General features: G+C 70.1%; 19 protein-coding genes. 9 read left to right on the top strand and 10 right to left on the bottom strand.

What is annotated here, in order from left to right:
• Positions 1-260: 260 nt before the first annotated feature.
• On the bottom strand, positions 261-1,193 hold the full coding sequence (locus AC0NZQ_RS02185) for an AurF N-oxygenase family protein (RefSeq protein ID WP_474527996.1): 933 nt from the start codon (positions 1,191-1,193) through the stop codon (positions 261-263).
• Between the two features lie 143 nt (positions 1,194-1,336).
• Between AC0NZQ_RS02185 and AC0NZQ_RS02180 the strand changes: the two genes are divergently transcribed.
• From AC0NZQ_RS02180 to AC0NZQ_RS02160, 5 genes are all read left to right on the top strand, one after another.
• Positions 1,337-2,023: a TetR/AcrR family transcriptional regulator gene (locus AC0NZQ_RS02180; protein ID WP_474527995.1), complete on the top strand. Its 687-nt coding sequence runs from the start codon at positions 1,337-1,339 to the stop codon at positions 2,021-2,023.
• A gap of 44 nt (positions 2,024-2,067) precedes the next feature.
• Positions 2,068-2,388 carry a hypothetical protein gene (locus AC0NZQ_RS02175; RefSeq protein ID WP_474527994.1) on the top strand — a complete coding sequence of 107 codons (321 nt, stop codon included), beginning with the start codon at positions 2,068-2,070 and terminating at the stop codon, positions 2,386-2,388.
• Positions 2,389-2,485: 97 nt separating this feature from the next.
• Entirely contained in the window at positions 2,486-2,782 is a 297-nt protein-coding gene (locus tag AC0NZQ_RS02170; RefSeq protein WP_474527993.1) for a putative quinol monooxygenase, read from the top strand.
• A 132-nt stretch (positions 2,783-2,914) separates the two neighbouring features.
• Positions 2,915-3,301: a nucleotidyltransferase family protein gene (locus tag AC0NZQ_RS02165; RefSeq protein ID WP_474527992.1), complete on the top strand. Its 387-nt coding sequence runs from the start codon at positions 2,915-2,917 to the stop codon at positions 3,299-3,301.
• Positions 3,302-3,401: 100 nt separating this feature from the next.
• Positions 3,402-3,941 (top strand): hypothetical protein, encoded by a 540-nt coding sequence (locus AC0NZQ_RS02160; protein WP_474527991.1) that lies wholly within the window; start codon positions 3,402-3,404, stop codon positions 3,939-3,941.
• Between the two features lie 646 nt (positions 3,942-4,587).
• On the opposite strand, the gene AC0NZQ_RS02155 is transcribed toward AC0NZQ_RS02160, so the two are convergent.
• Positions 4,588-5,112, bottom strand: coding sequence for a heme-binding beta-barrel domain-containing protein (locus AC0NZQ_RS02155; protein WP_474527990.1), 525 nt, complete (start codon positions 5,110-5,112; stop codon positions 4,588-4,590).
• 129 nt (positions 5,113-5,241) lie between these two features.
• Between AC0NZQ_RS02155 and AC0NZQ_RS02150 the strand changes: the two genes are divergently transcribed.
• Complete coding sequence (locus tag AC0NZQ_RS02150; protein ID WP_474527989.1) at positions 5,242-5,610, top strand: DsrE family protein; 369 nt, start codon at positions 5,242-5,244, stop codon at positions 5,608-5,610.
• Between the two features lie 60 nt (positions 5,611-5,670).
• Here the strand turns inward: AC0NZQ_RS02150 and AC0NZQ_RS02145 are convergent, their stop codons facing one another.
• The 8 genes from AC0NZQ_RS02145 to AC0NZQ_RS02110 form a co-directional block, all read right to left on the bottom strand.
• Positions 5,671-5,970 (bottom strand): DUF1416 domain-containing protein, encoded by a 300-nt coding sequence (locus AC0NZQ_RS02145; protein WP_474527988.1) that lies wholly within the window; start codon positions 5,968-5,970, stop codon positions 5,671-5,673.
• A gap of 1 nt (position 5,971) precedes the next feature.
• The gene (locus tag AC0NZQ_RS02140; protein WP_474527987.1) at positions 5,972-6,805 is read right to left on the bottom strand and encodes a sulfurtransferase; all 834 of its coding nucleotides are present in this window, start codon (positions 6,803-6,805) and stop codon (positions 5,972-5,974) included.
• Between the two features lie 119 nt (positions 6,806-6,924).
• On the bottom strand, positions 6,925-7,011 hold the full coding sequence (locus tag AC0NZQ_RS02135; protein ID WP_474529398.1) for a putative leader peptide: 87 nt from the start codon (positions 7,009-7,011) through the stop codon (positions 6,925-6,927).
• A gap of 47 nt (positions 7,012-7,058) precedes the next feature.
• Positions 7,059-7,853: an LmeA family phospholipid-binding protein gene (locus tag AC0NZQ_RS02130; protein ID WP_474527986.1), complete on the bottom strand. Its 795-nt coding sequence runs from the start codon at positions 7,851-7,853 to the stop codon at positions 7,059-7,061.
• Positions 7,854-7,869: 16 nt separating this feature from the next.
• Positions 7,870-8,772 carry a hypothetical protein gene (locus AC0NZQ_RS02125; protein WP_474527985.1) on the bottom strand — a complete coding sequence of 301 codons (903 nt, stop codon included), beginning with the start codon at positions 8,770-8,772 and terminating at the stop codon, positions 7,870-7,872.
• Positions 8,765-9,550 (bottom strand): alpha/beta hydrolase, encoded by a 786-nt coding sequence (locus tag AC0NZQ_RS02120; protein WP_474527984.1) that lies wholly within the window; start codon positions 9,548-9,550, stop codon positions 8,765-8,767. Before AC0NZQ_RS02120 ends, AC0NZQ_RS02125 begins: the two co-directional genes overlap by 8 nt.
• A gap of 17 nt (positions 9,551-9,567) precedes the next feature.
• Positions 9,568-11,187 (bottom strand): GMC oxidoreductase, encoded by a 1,620-nt coding sequence (locus AC0NZQ_RS02115; RefSeq protein WP_474527983.1) that lies wholly within the window; start codon positions 11,185-11,187, stop codon positions 9,568-9,570.
• Between the two features lie 68 nt (positions 11,188-11,255).
• Positions 11,256-11,813: a TetR/AcrR family transcriptional regulator gene (locus AC0NZQ_RS02110; protein WP_474527982.1), complete on the bottom strand. Its 558-nt coding sequence runs from the start codon at positions 11,811-11,813 to the stop codon at positions 11,256-11,258.
• A gap of 282 nt (positions 11,814-12,095) precedes the next feature.
• On the opposite strand from AC0NZQ_RS02110, the gene AC0NZQ_RS02105 reads away from it, so the two are divergent.
• The 3 genes from AC0NZQ_RS02105 (at position 12,096) to pstS (ending at position 15,021) form a co-directional block, all read left to right on the top strand.
• Complete coding sequence (locus tag AC0NZQ_RS02105) at positions 12,096-12,854, top strand: winged helix-turn-helix transcriptional regulator (protein ID WP_474527981.1); 759 nt, start codon at positions 12,096-12,098, stop codon at positions 12,852-12,854.
• 20 nt (positions 12,855-12,874) lie between these two features.
• On the top strand, positions 12,875-13,714 hold the full coding sequence (gene mshD / locus AC0NZQ_RS02100; protein WP_474527980.1) for a mycothiol synthase: 840 nt from the start codon (positions 12,875-12,877) through the stop codon (positions 13,712-13,714).
• 182 nt (positions 13,715-13,896) lie between these two features.
• Positions 13,897-15,021 carry a phosphate ABC transporter substrate-binding protein PstS gene (gene pstS, locus AC0NZQ_RS02095; protein WP_474527979.1) on the top strand — a complete coding sequence of 375 codons (1,125 nt, stop codon included), beginning with the start codon at positions 13,897-13,899 and terminating at the stop codon, positions 15,019-15,021.
• The last annotated feature ends 3 nt before the right edge of the window (positions 15,022-15,024 follow it).

Raw genomic sequence — 15,024 nt, 5'->3', positions numbered from 1 at the left:
GGCGAAACGCCGTTGCCGGGTCCCGATCTCCGTCGTACCGTGGCGGTACACGAGAGAGGAGGTGGTCCGAAGTTGAATACTTTCAGGACACGTGAGGTGGCTGCCCGCTAGCCCCGCAGCACCCAAAGTATGGGTATCGCCCACCACCGCGAGTGCGCGGCGGCGAGCAATTCCCGGACAGCTACCCGATCCCCGAGCCGCCGGCCCGTCCAGCCGGCCCACCGACACCGTCGGCGGAAGTGGCTCGGGGATCGTCATGCTCAGATGAGGCTGACCGCCTTGTAGAACGGTTTGCTGTACCAGGTGACCATGCCCTGCTCGGCGAGGAAGTTCATGATCTTCTCGCCCATCCAGCGCCGGGACTCGGCGTAGTGGGGATTGTTCCGTGCGGCCTTCAGCGCCTCGTCGCGGTCGAGCCCGACCTGTTCGTAGACGTCGGGGTTGATGACCGACGCCGTCACGAACGACGCGACCAGGGCGGTGACGAGGTTGCTGATCACCTTGGCGACGGGGCCGATGTCGCGCATCTGCCGGGCGACCTCCTCGCGGGCGAAGCGCACGTGACGTGCCTCTTCCACGACGTGGATGCGGTTGACCATGCGCACCAGGGGATGGATCGACTCGTCACCCATCGTCTCGCGCTGCAGCCGGTCCAGGATCTCCTCGGCCACCAGCACCGGGGCGAAGAGGGTCGGTCCCTTGGCGGTGGCCTTGTAGATGCGGGCGAGGTGGTGGATCACCGGGTGCGGCCGGTAGGTCGGCACGCCCATGCGCTGCAGCGACTTGGCGAACATCATGACGTGGCGCGTCTCGTCGCCGATCTCGGCGAGGGCGTACTGCGTGCGGGGGTCCTGCGGGTCCTGGTGATAGGCCCAGCGGGCGAGCATCTGAATGAGGATGATCTCGAACCACAGGCCGGTGGAGGCGATCGAGGCGAGCTCCTGGCGAGACAGTTCGCGCCGCTGCTCCTCGTCCAGCTGCTCCCAGAGCGGGGTGCCGTAGAGCGAGGTCCGTTCGTAGGGCAGGTAGCGCATCGGCAGGTCCACCGGCGCGTCCCAGTCGACGTCCAGGCCGGGGTCGTAGCTGTTGCGCGAGCTGGACGACAGCAGCCGACTGGCCGTCTTCCGGACCGAGTCCCGGCCGTCATCGGGACGGGGGTCGGGGGTGCTGCGCAGGGGTGCCGAGGCGGTCATGACGGGGGCTCCGATCGCGGTGTGACGAGCTGCACACTTGTTACTGTCACAACTCGTACCAGGCAGATATGTCTTTGACAACCTGTCGCAGGTAATGGCTCCGGATCGAGATCGGCGGCGCCTGCTGCCTCTAAGCTGGGCGAATGGCCGCAGAACCGGACGCCGCGGCGGCCCGCGACGGGCGGTCGACGCGATGGGATCCGCACCGGCGGGAACGCCGCCAGCTGATCATCGACGCCGCCATCGACGCGATCGAACGCCACGGCCCGGACGTCCTCACCGCCCAGGTCGCCGAGCTCGCCGGAGTGCCGCGGACGCACGTCTACCGGCACTTCGACGGCAAGCGCGCCCTCGACCTCGCCGTCTCGGCCCACATCGGCAACGAGATCGGCGCCCGCATCCGCGCCGGCCTGGCCACCGGCGGATCGGCGCGCAGCATCATCGGCGCCGCGATCGACGAGCACCTGCGCTGGGTCGAGGAGCACCCGAACCTGTACCGCTTCGTCGCCCAGCACGCCTACGCGGTGCGGTCCAAGGACTCCCGCGGCGCCACGGATGCCAAGGCCGCCTTCGCCGCGGAGATCACGACGCTGGTCCAGGGTTACGGTCGCGCGCTCGGCCTGGACGTCAGCCGCACCGAGCGCGTCATCGTCGGTGTCGTCGGGCTGGTCGACGCCACCGCCGCCTGGTGGCTGGAGAGCACCCGCGACCTGCCCCGGGCCACCCTCACCGCCGAGCTCACCGAGCAGGCGTGGCTGCTCATCGGCAGCAACGTCCGCGAACTCGGCCTCGATCTGGACCCGGACGCCCCGCTGCCGGAGGCCAACTGACCTCGATCGGCCGCGCGGTCCCTGGCCTCACCTAGGCTGCCGACATGCGTGGGGTCGTGCGATGGGGTGCCGCTGCGGTTGCCGGGGCGGCGTTCGCCGTGCTCGGTGTGCTCGCGACGTACTGGTGGTGGTGGCGCGGCGACGGCGACGAGCAGGGTTACTACTCGTACTCACCGCTGCCGAACGCCGCGAACCAGCCGCGCCGCTATGTCGACTACCTGGCGACCGGTTGGTCGCCCACGCTGGCCGAGTGGGTGCGCCTGCTGCTCCCCGCCGCCGTGGCGGGGGCGCTTCTCGGGCTCGTCGTCCTGGCGGTCGTCGTCCTGATCCGGCGGCGGGCCACCCAGCCGTCCGCGGCGACATGACGGCCCGCTCGGGGTCTACCTGCAGCGCCGACTTCGGCACGGTCCGCTGCCAGTCGCCGCACGGGCTCTACCGAACTAGCGGGCTTACCGTGCGGCGATGCTGATCATCGCCGGACATCTGAGCGTCGACGCCAACCTGCGGGGTGAGTACCTGGCGCTGACCTACGACGTGGCCGTCCGGGCCCGGGCCTTCCCCGGCTGCCTCGACTTCCTGCAGGCGCCCGACCCGATCGATCCCACCCGCATCGTCATCTACGAGCGATGGGAGACCGACGCCGACCTCGACGCATTCCGCAGCAGCGACCCCGATGCCGACCGTCCCGTCCGAAAGCTCCCGGAGCTGCGCGGCGCCGACGTCCGGCGCTACCGCATCAGCAGCGTCGAGGCACCCTGAACACGCGATGGCGGATGTCGGGCCGGAGCCCCGGCCTCGCCAGGATCCGCCACGTCGCTGCTACAGACCATTGGCGAACGGATCAGCGAGGCTGGGTTGAGCTGGCCTGTTGACGTTCGGGTGGTTCTGGCCGTGGCCGGACGCATGGGCACGAGCCTCAAGGGCGTCGTCGCTGTCGGATTGGTCGGGTCTCATGCCAGAGGAGACGCCACCCCGACCTCCGATGTGGACCTGGTCGTTCTGACAGAACACCCTGAACTGCTGCTCGACGCCGATGACTGGTTCAGCCTTTTCGATCCGCGAGCTGAGCTCATTCGTACCGGGGACTTCGGCGCTATCCAGGAGCGGCGTCTGCAGTTGTCCCGGGGCCTCGTCGTCGAGGTCGGTATTGGACGAAGGACGTGGGCAGCCGTTGATCCCGTCGATCCCGGCACGCGGCGCGTAGTCAGTGACGGATTGGTGATCCTGTTCGACCCCGACGCCCTGCTGCGAGACCTGCTGGTCGCCGTCGACGGCTGAGCGGTCACGCGGTCGCCGGGTTCCGCACACACGAACGCTTGTGGGTGCAGCGAGCTTGTCGCCTTCGAACTATCGCTCATACCGATTTGCGGTGGGGAGAATGCTCGCCGTGGCCTTGCACATGTACGACCTTCCGTCGACGCCCCGGTTCCCCGTCTACGGGCTTGCACCGGCGTGGGCAGGGCTGCGGTGGCTCACCCTGTGGAACGACAGAGAGCGGCTCTGGACGGTCTCGCTGGGTCACGGGGCTCCTACCGGGCCGGACACGGTCGTCGTCACCACGAACACGAAGACGCAAGCATCACCGGAGCTTCCGAGAATCGGGTTAGCCGACGCCGCCAGCATCGCCGCAGCTCATCTCGCATCGGGTCTGCCCCGCGAGGAGGAGGCCGCCTTCACTCACGCGGCGTGCGACGACCCGGACGCATCGTTCGAGACGCTCGCCGGATCAGGGTGGTCGGTCGGCGTCGTGACAATCGATGGGCGCAGCGTCCGAGCCCTCGCCCGTTCGGTCGACGACCGCTGCGCGCTCATCGCGGAGACGCCCACCGTCGTTGTCGCGGTCACCGGGGGCGCGGGCGCCGCTTGGGCGGGGATGAGTCTGGTGGACGTCCGCCATCGGCTCAGCGATTACGTCTGACGGGCCTTCCACCACCGCCATTCACAACCGCTTCGTCCTCCCATCAGGGAGGTCACGCGCGTGGAGTGAGCGCGGACAACGACGCCCGTCAGCAATGGATGATCGTCCTTCTTCAAAACCGCAGGTTGTCCGCGGCCGCCCGCGCCAGGTGTCGCCCGCGACGAATCGAATCCGCCGCGGCGGCCTACCTTTCGTGCTGCCCTACCTTTCGTGCCGCCCTACGGCAGTGCCGCTCATGCGCAGTCGGTGCAGAGCGTCAGCGCGGACGTGGACGGGGGCGTTCGATGGTTGCGGCCGGGCGTTCTCGGCTCCGTACGAAGACCAGCGTGCTGCCAACGGTTCCTGCGAGGGCACAAGGTGCCACCAGGGCGTAGAGGACAGTCCACCCTGCGCCCAAATCGGCCAGCATTCCTGTCGTGCTCGCGATGGTCACAACCGCACAACAGAACGCCAGCCGCCACTGATTCGAACGGGGCTGGTCGCGCAGGCGCCGTGCCGTCATGAGATGACTCTTGCATGACTGACCTCCCGCTGCCGGGTCAGGACCTCCGCTCATGCGGCCGTGTGGTCGACGAGCGGACTGCTGATCTGCTACGCCAGGGTGTCGACCACCAAGCAGTGCCTCACTGCCGACGCGACGGCCAGGTCAGACCCGTCTGAGCCGGCCGTTGAGGTGCGGGGCGTAGTCCTGACCACCGGGGGCGAGCTCGGTGGCATAGATCAGCTCCTCGCCGCGGACGGCGTAGAGGCGACGCTCGCCGTCGACGTCCTTGGCGCTGGGGCTGTGCTGCGCGGAGACGGTGGCGAGCTCCCACTGCGCGTCCCCGGCGGTTCCGGCGAAGACGAGGGCCTGGCCGGTGTTCGAGGCGAGGACGAGTTCGACGTCGTCCTCGCCGGGACCGGCGCGCCAGAAGCCGCTCTCCCGCCATGCCTGCCGGATGACCGAACCGTCGTCGTCGACCAGCCAGGACCGCGACTCGTAGGCGAGGAAGGTGCGGCCGTCGTGGCTGATCGTCACCTGTTGCCCGAACCGGAACTCCTGACCGGACGACGCCACCACCCCGGCGCCGCTGCCCCGCCACACTCCCACCAGCGGCAGCACCGCCAGCAGTGCGTCATGGATCGGCGCGCCGGTCCGCAGGTCGGTGGTGTCCGGGGCGGGTTCGGTCATCGGTCGTCGGCGAGCAGGCGGCGGACGAGGTGCAGGCCGCCGAGCGCAAGCGCGACGAACGCCAGCACCAGCACGCCGAACAGCACGGTCTCCACGTGCCCGACGCTACCGGCGCGACATCATGGAGCGATGCAGACGCCCCGGCCGCTCGTCGTGAAATGCACCAGCGGCGCCGAAGCTCCCGAGCGCGCCGCACAGGCCTTCACGGTCGCGGCCACCGCCCTCGCCGCCGGGGCCGAGGTGTCGCTCTGGCTCACCGGGGAGGCGGTGTGGTTCGCCGTCCCCGGCCGGGCGGAGGCCTTCGAGCTGCCGCACTCGGCCCCGCTCGGTGACCTGCGGGACGCGGTCCTCGCCGGCGGCAGCCTCACCGTCTGCACCCAGTGTGCGGCCCGGCGCGACCTCGCCGAGGCCGATCTCGTCCCCGGCGCCGTCATCAGGGGCAGCGCCAGCTTCGTCGACGAGGTCCTCCGCGACGGCGTCCAGGCCCTCACCTATTAACGATTTTGGCGGCTACCGCTCACATGTGAGCGGCAGCCGCCAAAATCGGATGGGGCTGGGTCAGGAGAGCGAGAGCGGGGCCTCGACCAGGCCGGGCTCCAGTGCGGCCACCTCGCGGCGGGCCTTGCCGTCCTTGTGCAGGACCGACAGCGTCCACTTGCCGGGGGCGGCGAAGAACCGGAAGTCTCCGGTGGCCGAGGTGACGACCTCGGCGGTGAACTCGCCGGTGCTGTCCAGCAGCCGGACGTAGGCACCCGGCACCGGGGCGTCACCGGCGGAGACGACGCCGTAGATCACGGTCTCCTTCTCCAGGTCGATGCCGGCCGGCAGGGACGGGGTCTGGGCAGGGGCTCCGCACATCTCAGACGCTCTTCTCGATCGGGACGCCGACCAGCGAACCGTATTCGGTCCACGAGCCGTCGTAGTTCTTGACGTTGGGCAGGCCGAGCAGCTCGTGCAGCGCGAACCACGAGTGGCTGGAGCGCTCGCCAATGCGGCAGTAGGCGATGGTGTCGCGGTCCTCGTCCAGGCCCTCGGCGCCGTAAATCTCGCGGATCTCGTCGTTGGACTTGAAGGTGCCGTCCTCGTTCGCGGTCTTGGACCACGGGATGTTGAGCGCAGTCGGGATGTGACCACCGCGCTGGCTCTGCTCCTGCGGCAGGTGGGCCGGGGCGAGCAGCTTGCCGGAGAACTCGTCGGGCGAGCGGACGTCGACGAGGTTCTTCTTGCCGATGGCCTCGACGGTCTCGTCACGGAAGGCGCGGATCGAGAGGTCCTGGTCCTTGGCCTTGTACTCGGTGGCCGGACGGGAGACCGCGTCGGACGACAGCGCGCGGCCGTCGAGCTCCCACTTCTTGCGGCCGCCGTCGAGGAGCTTGACGTCGGAGTGGCCGTAGAGCTTGAAGTACCAGTACGCGTACGCGGCGAACCAGTTGTTGTTGCCGCCGTAGAGCACGACGGTGTCGTCGTTGCTGATGCCCTTGGACGACAGCAGCGCCTCGAACTGCTCCTTGTCGACGAAGTCGCGGCGGACCTGGTCCTGCAGCTCGGTCTTCCAGTCGAGCTTGACCGCGCCGGCGATGTGGCCGCCGTCGTAGGCCGAGGTGTCCTCGTCGACCTCGACGAGGACGACGCCGTCGGTGTTCAGGTTCTGCTCGGCCCAGTCGGCCGAGACGAGCACGTCTTCACGGCTCATGGTGGTGTTCTCCTCTGATGGATTGGACGTGCGGACAACGCGTCGGACGATGCAGCGCATCGCTGGGGCCGCGGGAGGCGGCGGTGTCGATCGGGGCGCGCGACGGCGCGGTCAGCCGATCAGGCGGGACGACACAGGCAGCTGCCCACGCGGCACAGGTCGACCGCGCGGCGGGAGGTGAGCAGAAGTCTCACCGAGCTGGACATGCCTCGAAGCCTAGCTGCCCGGTCTCGGCGCTCGCCAGTCAACCGGATCACGTCGCGGGATCGGCGTCCTGCGGTGTGGGACGCGGCGCCGGGCGCGGTCGGGTCGGCGAGGCAGGTGAGACGTCACCCAGCCGCCGGAACACCACCGCCGCGGCCGACCCCAGGACCACCAGCCCGTCGTCACCGGGGCGGACCTCGTCCAGTCGCAGCCCGAAGGGCAGGGGTGGCAGTGGGATCGGCACGTCCAGGCTCGGCAACAGCTGGTTGAGCACGAGGGTCGGCACGTTGAAGCCGGCCACCGAGACGCCGCGGACCCGCAGCCACACCGTGTTCCCCTCCCCGAGGGTCAGCACCGCCATTCCGCTCACGCGGGCCAGCTGACTGATGCCGGGGACGGGCAGCGCGGCGGTGGCGATGACCCGACCGCGGGACTGGCGCAGCTCCAGACCGGGCACGTTCGCCACCCGGGCGACCTCGCCGTAGGGCAGCACCAGTCGCCCCTCGACGTGCTCGCACGGCAGTTCGGCGGCCCGTCGTCCCGAGAGGCTGCGCAGCGAGAGGTAGACGTTGGTGAGGCGTGCGTCCAGGGCAGCGCCGGTGATCTCGCCGATCCGCAAGCCGCCACCGCTGACGTGCACGTTGCGGTAGCAGCCGCGCAAGGCCTGGGTCAGGAAGGGCCGGTCGCTGACCCGGACCGTCCCGGCCCGGCCGAAGGGCACCGCGAGGGCTTCCCCGGCGCGTCGTTCGGCGGTCGCTGCGACATAGCGGTCCAGCAGCGGCAGTCCGGCCGCGAGTGCCACCACGACGAGCAGCACGACGGCAGCCACGAGGACGGCGGTCATGCCGGTGGCCGCCCGGTCAGGAGCGGATGGCCAGACACAGCAGGAAAGCCGCCGGCGCGAGGATGCAGACCGGGAGGATCGCCGCATAGACCGGCCGGCCCAGCCGTGCCGGCAGCGTCTTGCCGTGCGGAGTGGTGTGCTGCACGAACGACGCGGCGACGGCGAGCAGCGCTCCCAACGCGCCGACGGCGGCGCCCAGGAAGATCGCCCGACCGTCGGCGAACTCGCGGGACTCGGCCAGCAGCAGCTCTCCGATGGCGGCCCCGACTCCGGCCCCGGCCAGCAGGCCGAGGATGCCCCTGGGCACGGCTGGGTCGAATCGCGGGACGGGGGCGATGAGGTCCAGCAGGCAGCCGACGACGACGGCTCCCAGCGCCGCCGCGGCCACGGCGGCGACCACCCGGCCCTCGACGGCGATGCCGACCAGCGCCCGTCCGTCGGCAGCGAACTCGTGCCGCAGCTGCAGCAGCGCGGCCAGGCCGACCTCGGCCACGATCAGGACCGCGACCGCCGAGAGCGACGACACGAGCTGCACCCGCGCCGCGCCCCGGCTGAGCTGGTGGACGAACGCCGCCGGGATGGCCAGCCCCAGCACCGCGGCCAGGACACCGAGCCGGCCGTCGGGATAGAGGGAGACGGCGACGTCCGCACCGCCCGCGGCCAGGGCGGCGAGGATCAGCCCGCCGCGACGGCCGGGCATCCCGGTCCCGAAGACCCAGCCGAAGGCGAGCACCGCCTGGACCACCGCGACCGCGACGAGCAGCGGCAGCGCACCGGCATAGCCGGCACCGGCCAGTCCGCCGCCGGCCAGCAGTGCGACCCCGGCGATGCCGAGGAGATTGAGCTCGGTGGCCGGATGCGCGGGGGGTGTCGAGGAGGGTGCCGGCGTCACGGCAGCGGTCGAGCCGGCCTCAGTCACGTGGCTCATGGTGGCAGATCGCGGCTCCGCTGCCGGTGACGAGGCGGAGCCAGTCGGCGATCCGGCGGACGAGGTCGTCGGAGGTCGCCAGCTCCGCGTGGCCCATCCCCGCCTCCACCCACCGGGTCGCCGCCGGCGCCGCTGCCGCCAGCTCGTCGAGGTGTCGCAGCGGGAAGTAGTGGTCGCTGTCGCCGTGGACCAGCAGCAGCGGCCGTGGGCTGATGGCCGCGGCGACCTCGGCCGGAGCCTCGGGGAGTACCTCCCAGCCGCCGTCGGGTGAGACCCGGGTGTTGCGCAGCAGGCGGACCGTCACCCGTCCGACCGGGTGCTCGAACATCCAGTGCACCAACCGCATCGGCCGGGTGCCGCGCTCGAACCAGGCTCCGGGGGAGCTGACACTCACCACCGCGTCGGTGTCCCCGTCGAGCCCGGCGTGCCGCAGCACGGCCGAGGCGCCCATCGAGAAGCCGACCGTCGCCACCGTCCGGTAGCCGGCGCCGCGAAGCCAGGAGACTGCGGCGGCGATGTCCAGACGTTCGTCGGCACCGGCGGTGCTGCGGCCGCCCGAGCGGCCATGCCCGCGCAGGTCCGGCACCAGCACGCCGAAACCCCGCGCATGCAGCCCTCGGGCGATGCGCAGGACGTCGGCATTGCGGGCGTGCCCGGTGAAGCCGTGGGCCAGCACGATGCCGACCCGCCGATCGTCCACCCGCCAGTGGTCGGCCACGAGGCGGACCCCGTCACGGGTCGAGAGGACGACGGGCGACGGCTCGGGCACCGTGCCATTGTCGCCCGTCAGATGCGGCTGCCCACGTCCTCGGTGACGATGCGATCCATGGCGCGTTCCGCGACGGCGGCGATGGTGAGCGAGGGGTTGCAGGCGGCCGTGGAGCCCGGGATGAGCGCGCCGTCCAGGACGTAGAGGCCGGGCAGGTCGTGCACCCGTCCCTCGAGGTCGCAGCTGACGCCCATGTTCGCGCCACCGAGGGCGTGCCAGGTGTTGGGGTAGGCGGGGTAGGTGTCGACGACGAGACCGCCGAGGCCGGCGACCTTGTGCACCCGCGTGCCGATGCGCTGGTGGATGGTGTGGTCGCCGCCGCGTGGCCAGCGCAGCCGGGCGACGTCGCGGCCGCCGTCGTAGGTGAAGCGGCCCCGGTCGGGGCTGTGCCCGTAGCCGACGAGCACGGTGCTGCGCAGGTCCACGACGCCGAGCAGCGACGGGATGGAGGCCTGGATGACGGTGTTCGCCAGCTTCGGGTCGTCCCACTCCTTGCTGTAGTAGACGACCGGACCGCCCTGCGGTGCGGTCATGCGCTCGGTGAGGTTGAGGTCGGTCCAGAGGTAGATCCGGTCGCCGTTGGTGCCCCAGTTCTCGCCGAGTCCGTCGATGGCGGGGATGTGGCCGAGCGCGGCCGCGCGGACCAGCAGCTTGTTGGTGTTGGGACTGCCGGCGGCCATGATCAGGGTCGGTGTCGTGATGATCTTCTTCTGCAGCGTCGTCCCGGTCTCCGAGATCCGGTTGACGTGCACCTCCCACTTGCCGGAGCGGGTGCGGTAGACCTCGGTCACCTCGTGCTGCGCCGCGACCTCCACCCGGCCCGTGGCCTGCGCCTGCTTGATGTAGGTGACGTCGACGGTGTGCTTGCCGCCGTTGTTGATGCCGATGGAGCCGCTGCTGTCGGTGTAGGAGGGCTTCATCTCGCCACGCAGCTCGGCGAGGGCGTAGTTCCAGTCGATGGGCATGGGGACCTTCTCGACGTGATAGCCCGCTGTGCGGGCGTGTTGCGCGAAGAGCCGCGAGACCCGGTAGTTCTCGGTGTTGACCAGGGAGTCGGGTGCGGTCTCCAGCTGCAGCATCCGCGACACCCGCGGGTAGTAGACGCGGGTCATCGTCTCGTAGTCGAGCGCCTCGGGGAGCGCCTCGTGGAAGGCGCCCTCGGCCGGAACCAGGCTCATGCCCTGGTAGGCGAGCGACCCGCCGCCGACGCCGGCGGCGCAGAGCGCGGTCATGTGGTCACCGGCGACGGAGTCGAGCAGGCCGACGTAGGGCGACAGCGACAGCCTCCGCCCCAGCAGCTCCGGCGCCGAGCCGTACCAGAGCAGGCGCTTGTCGGGGTGCAACGGTGTCGCGAAGGTGTCCTTGTTCGGGCCGGCCGGCCACCACTTGCCCCGTTCCAGGACGAGGACGGGGACTCCGGCCTGCGCGAAGCGGAGCGCGGCCACCCCGCCTGCGAAACCGGACCCGACGACCACGACCCGACGCTCCTCACGGCTCACCGGAACCCGTGTCGCGGCCGCGGCTCGTGCTGGCCGGGCCAGGACGGCGGCGGCCCCCGTGGCCGCGGCCGCGGTGAGGAATCCCCGGCGGGAGACTCCGGCGGACGAGTTTCCGCGGTGCGGAGTGGTTGAGGTCACGACGGCTCGCTCTCGATGTGGACGAAAAGGACATCGAGATTCTGGACACTATCGCCAGGAGTGTCCAATCAAGACCAGCGAAGTGCCGGTCCGAGCCAGCGGGCATAGAACGATCGGACGGCGTCGTCCTCGCCCAGCGAACCTCCCGGATCCCGGATGACCGACAGCCCCAGCCGGACGACCAGCTCGGCCAGCGACGTCCGATCAACAGCCAGCTCCGGCGCCATGGCCACCACCGGCGCGAGGATCTGCTCGGCGACAGGCACCGCGCGATTCATCGCCAGTGGTTCGTTCAGCGGGTTGGCGGCGTCCGCGGCGATGAGGCGGACCAGCACCGGATGGGTGCGGATCGCACGCCGGCAGGCGATCGTGAGCTCGGCGATGTAGTCCAGGGGGGTCGTGCAGCCGGCCAGCTCGGCGGTCACCTCGGCCAGCAGCTGCTCCGCCTCGCCGAGCATGACGTCGTGGACGAGCTGCTCGAGGGTTCCGAAATGCGTGTAGACGGTCTGTCTCGAGACCTCTGCTGCGGCTGCCACGGCCGCCACGGAGACCGCGGCGAAGCCGCCGGCCTCGATGAGGTCCCGGGTGGTGTCGCGGATGCGCTCACGGGTGCGGCGAGGTGCCATGTCAGACCGTCCCGCGACGTCTGGAATCGATCATGGACGCCCCTCTCGGTGCCTCGTCGCGCCAGCTCACCGGCACCGTGCTCGCTCAACACTGGCCTTCTGTTTCGGCCATGTAACGCCCGTATTTCCGGGACTGTAGGGCCGTCCGTCCCGTCGCACCACTGTCGCCGTCCGGTATTCTGAAAGCGCTTTGCGCCGGCAACGCCGCCGCGTGGGGGCAGTGATCACGACCCGAATGACCAGCCGAATCAGTGGCCGACCAGGCCCGAACCGGAGGCGAACGTGGAGCTCATCCTGCTGACCGGAGCCGTGCAGCCGACCACCGAGGTGCTTCCCGCCCTCGGCCTGCTGCCGCACCAGGTGACGGTGCTGCCGCAGGACGCAGGCGCGCTGGTGGACCGCTCGCTCGGCGACGCCGTCCTCGTCGACGCCCGCCGTGACCTCGTCGCGGCTCGCTCCTTCGTCCGCGTGCTCGCCGCGATGGGGACGTCGGTGCCGATCGTCGCCGTCCTCACCGAGGGTGGCCTCATCGCCATCGCCGCCGAGTGGGGCGTGGACGACTTCGTCCTGGACACCGCAGGTCCGGCCGAGCTCGACGCCCGGCTGCGTCTCGTCGTCGAGCGCCGCGCCGCCGCCAGCGACGAGGTCGACGGCAAGCTCGAGCTCGGCGAGCTGACCATCGACGAGGCCACCTACTCGGCCAAGCTCGCCGGTGTCTCGCTCGACCTGACCTACAAGGAGTTCGAGCTGCTGAAGTTCCTGGCGCAGCACCCCGGCCGGGTCTTCACCCGCTCCCACCTCGTGCAGGAGGTCTGGGGCTACGACTACTTCGGCGGCACTCGCACCGTCGACGTCCACGTGCGGCGCCTGCGGGCCAAGCTCGGCAACGAGTACGAGGCCATGATCGGCACGGTCCGCAACGTCGGCTACAAGTTCGTCCGCCCCGCCGACGCTGCTGCTGCCCGCCGGGAAGCAGGCCGCGAGCTGGACTCCCTGGACAGCGAGATCTCCCTGGCCGACCAGCTGAGCGGCGAGCACTGATCGCGAGCTAGCGTCGGGGGATGCCCCCCGCGATCGGACGTCCGGACGACGGGACCGCCGCGGCGGTCGCCACGCTGACTGCCGCGCTGGCGGCCGAGGACGGCGCGCCGCCGCTCTCTGATCGCGCACACGCACGGCTGCGTTCGGACGAGGTCACGCACCTCGTCGTCCCTGACGGCTCCGCGGTCACCGGCTACGGCCAGCTCGACGGCTCCGAGCTGGAGCTGGTCGCCGAACCGGAGGCGGCGCGAGAGATCCTCGATGCCGTGGCGGAGCGCGTCGGCGGACCGGTCCGGGTCTGGTCGCACGGTCGAGACAGCCGGCTGATCGACGTCTTCGAGTCGCGCGGACTGCGACGGGTGCGGGAACTGTGGCAGCTGCGCCGGCCCGGTGACGCGCCACCGCCCGTCGCTGCGCCGCCGGCCGACGGCATCACGCTGCGCACCTTCGTCCCCGGCCGCGACGAGCAGGCGTGGCTTGCGGTGAACGCTGCGGCGTTCGCCTCGCACCCGGAACAGGGGCGCGTCACCCTGCCCGACCTGCAGAGCCTGCAGGCCGAGGAGTGGTTCGACGCCGACGGCTTCTTCCTCGCCGAACGGGGCGGCGAGCTCCTCGGCTTCCACTGGACCAAGATCCATCCCGACGGCGCCGGGGAGGTGTACGTCCTCGGGGTCTCACCGGCCGCGCAGGGCCTCGGCCTGGGTCGCACCTTGCTCTCGCACGGCCTAAGACACCTCGCGGACGTCCGGTGTCCGTACGTCCTGCTCTATGTCGACGCGGACAACACCGCGGCCTTCCGGCTCTACGAGAGCGAGTCGTTCACCCGGCACGACGTGGACATCCAGTGGGAATCCCCGTGATTCCGGGGCTTGCCTGTTAGTTCTGCGTGAAGCAGTTCACCTGTTGGCCACATGTCCGGTTTGTGCACGTCATCGTGGTGGGACGTGTCATTCACTCATCGTTCACTTACGCCACCCCGTTGCGCCACTTGCCGCTCTTAGCGTCGCGTCCGGAAACGACATCCGATCAAGGAGATCCGAACGTGAAGTTCAACCGTGTGGGCGTTGCCGCCGGGCTGCTCGCAGCCGCCGTGGCCATGGCCGCCTGTGGCAGCAGCAACAACAGCGACAGCTCGGCCTCCGGCGGTAGCACGGGCTCCGGCTCGACCTCGTCCGGCAGCAAGCCAACCTGCTCGACCGGCACCCTCAACGGCGAGGGCTCGACCGCGCAGACCAACGCGATGACAGAGTGGATCAACGCCTACACCAAGGCGTGCGGCGGCGCGAAGATCAACTACAACCCGACCGGCTCCGGGGCCGGCATCAGCCAGTTCAATGCCGGTCAGGTCGACTTCGCCGGCTCGGACTCGCCGCTGAACAAGGACGCTGGCGAGGTCGCTGCTGCGCAGAAGCGCTGCGGTTCGGCACCGCTGGACCTGCCCATGGTCGTCGGTCCGATCGCGGTCGCCTACAAGCTGAACGGCGTTGACAAGCTCGTCCTCACGCCCGACCTCGTCGCCAAGATCTTCACCGGCAAGATCACCAAGTGGAACGACTCGGCCATCAAGGCGGAGAACAGCGGCGCCACCCTCCCCAGCACCAACATCAGCGTGATCTACCGCTCGGACGCCTCGGGCACCACGCAGAACTTCGAGAAGTACCTTTCGGCGACCGCTCCCAGCGTCTTCACTGCCGAGCCGGCCAAGGACAATGCTGCCCAGGTCTTCAAGGGACAGGGTCAGGCCAAGTCGCAGGGCGTCGCCGCGGCCGTCGCCAAGACCGAGGGCTCCATCGGCTACGCCGAGTACTCCTTCGCCGTGGACAGCAGCCTGCAGACTGCGCAGATCGACAGTGGCTCCGGTGCGGTCCAGATCTCCAAGGACACCGCCAGCAAGGCTGCCGGCGAGGCGACCGTGGCGGGCACGGGTGACGATCTGAGCCTGAAGCTCAACTACAAGCCCACCACCGCCGGCGCCTACCCGATCATCCTGGTCACCTACGAGATCGCGTGCACTAACTACAAGGACGCGGCCACCGGCACCTTCGTGAAGAATTTCCTCAACTACACGATCGGTGACGGCCAGAACGTCCTCGCCTCGAAGGGCTACGCGCCCATCCCGGCCGAACTGGCCACCAAGGTCAAGGCGTCGATCGCCAAGATCAGCTAGCAA

Source organism: Jatrophihabitans sp. sgz311053 (assembly GCF_056135305.1).
This window is presented reverse-complemented; position numbering and strand designations above follow the sequence as displayed.

Coding starts and splice junctions, on each gene's coding strand:
- AC0NZQ_RS02185 (WP_474527996.1), bottom strand. CDS start 1,193: ATGACCGCCTCGGCACCCCTGCGCAGCACCCCCGACCCCCGTCCCGAT.
- AC0NZQ_RS02180 (WP_474527995.1), top strand. CDS start 1,337: ATGGCCGCAGAACCGGACGCCGCGGCGGCCCGCGACGGGCGGTCGACG.
- AC0NZQ_RS02175 (WP_474527994.1), top strand. CDS start 2,068: ATGCGTGGGGTCGTGCGATGGGGTGCCGCTGCGGTTGCCGGGGCGGCG.
- AC0NZQ_RS02170 (WP_474527993.1), top strand. CDS start 2,486: ATGCTGATCATCGCCGGACATCTGAGCGTCGACGCCAACCTGCGGGGT.
- AC0NZQ_RS02160 (WP_474527991.1), top strand. CDS start 3,402: ATGCTCGCCGTGGCCTTGCACATGTACGACCTTCCGTCGACGCCCCGG.
- AC0NZQ_RS02155 (WP_474527990.1), bottom strand. CDS start 5,112: ATGACCGAACCCGCCCCGGACACCACCGACCTGCGGACCGGCGCGCCG.
- AC0NZQ_RS02150 (WP_474527989.1), top strand. CDS start 5,242: ATGCAGACGCCCCGGCCGCTCGTCGTGAAATGCACCAGCGGCGCCGAA.
- AC0NZQ_RS02145 (WP_474527988.1), bottom strand. CDS start 5,970: ATGTGCGGAGCCCCTGCCCAGACCCCGTCCCTGCCGGCCGGCATCGAC.
- AC0NZQ_RS02140 (WP_474527987.1), bottom strand. CDS start 6,805: ATGAGCCGTGAAGACGTGCTCGTCTCGGCCGACTGGGCCGAGCAGAAC.
- AC0NZQ_RS02135 (WP_474529398.1), bottom strand. CDS start 7,011: ATGTCCAGCTCGGTGAGACTTCTGCTCACCTCCCGCCGCGCGGTCGAC.
- AC0NZQ_RS02130 (WP_474527986.1), bottom strand. CDS start 7,853: ATGACCGCCGTCCTCGTGGCTGCCGTCGTGCTGCTCGTCGTGGTGGCA.
- AC0NZQ_RS02110 (WP_474527982.1), bottom strand. CDS start 11,813: ATGGCACCTCGCCGCACCCGTGAGCGCATCCGCGACACCACCCGGGAC.
- mshD (WP_474527980.1), top strand. CDS start 12,875: ATGCCCCCCGCGATCGGACGTCCGGACGACGGGACCGCCGCGGCGGTC.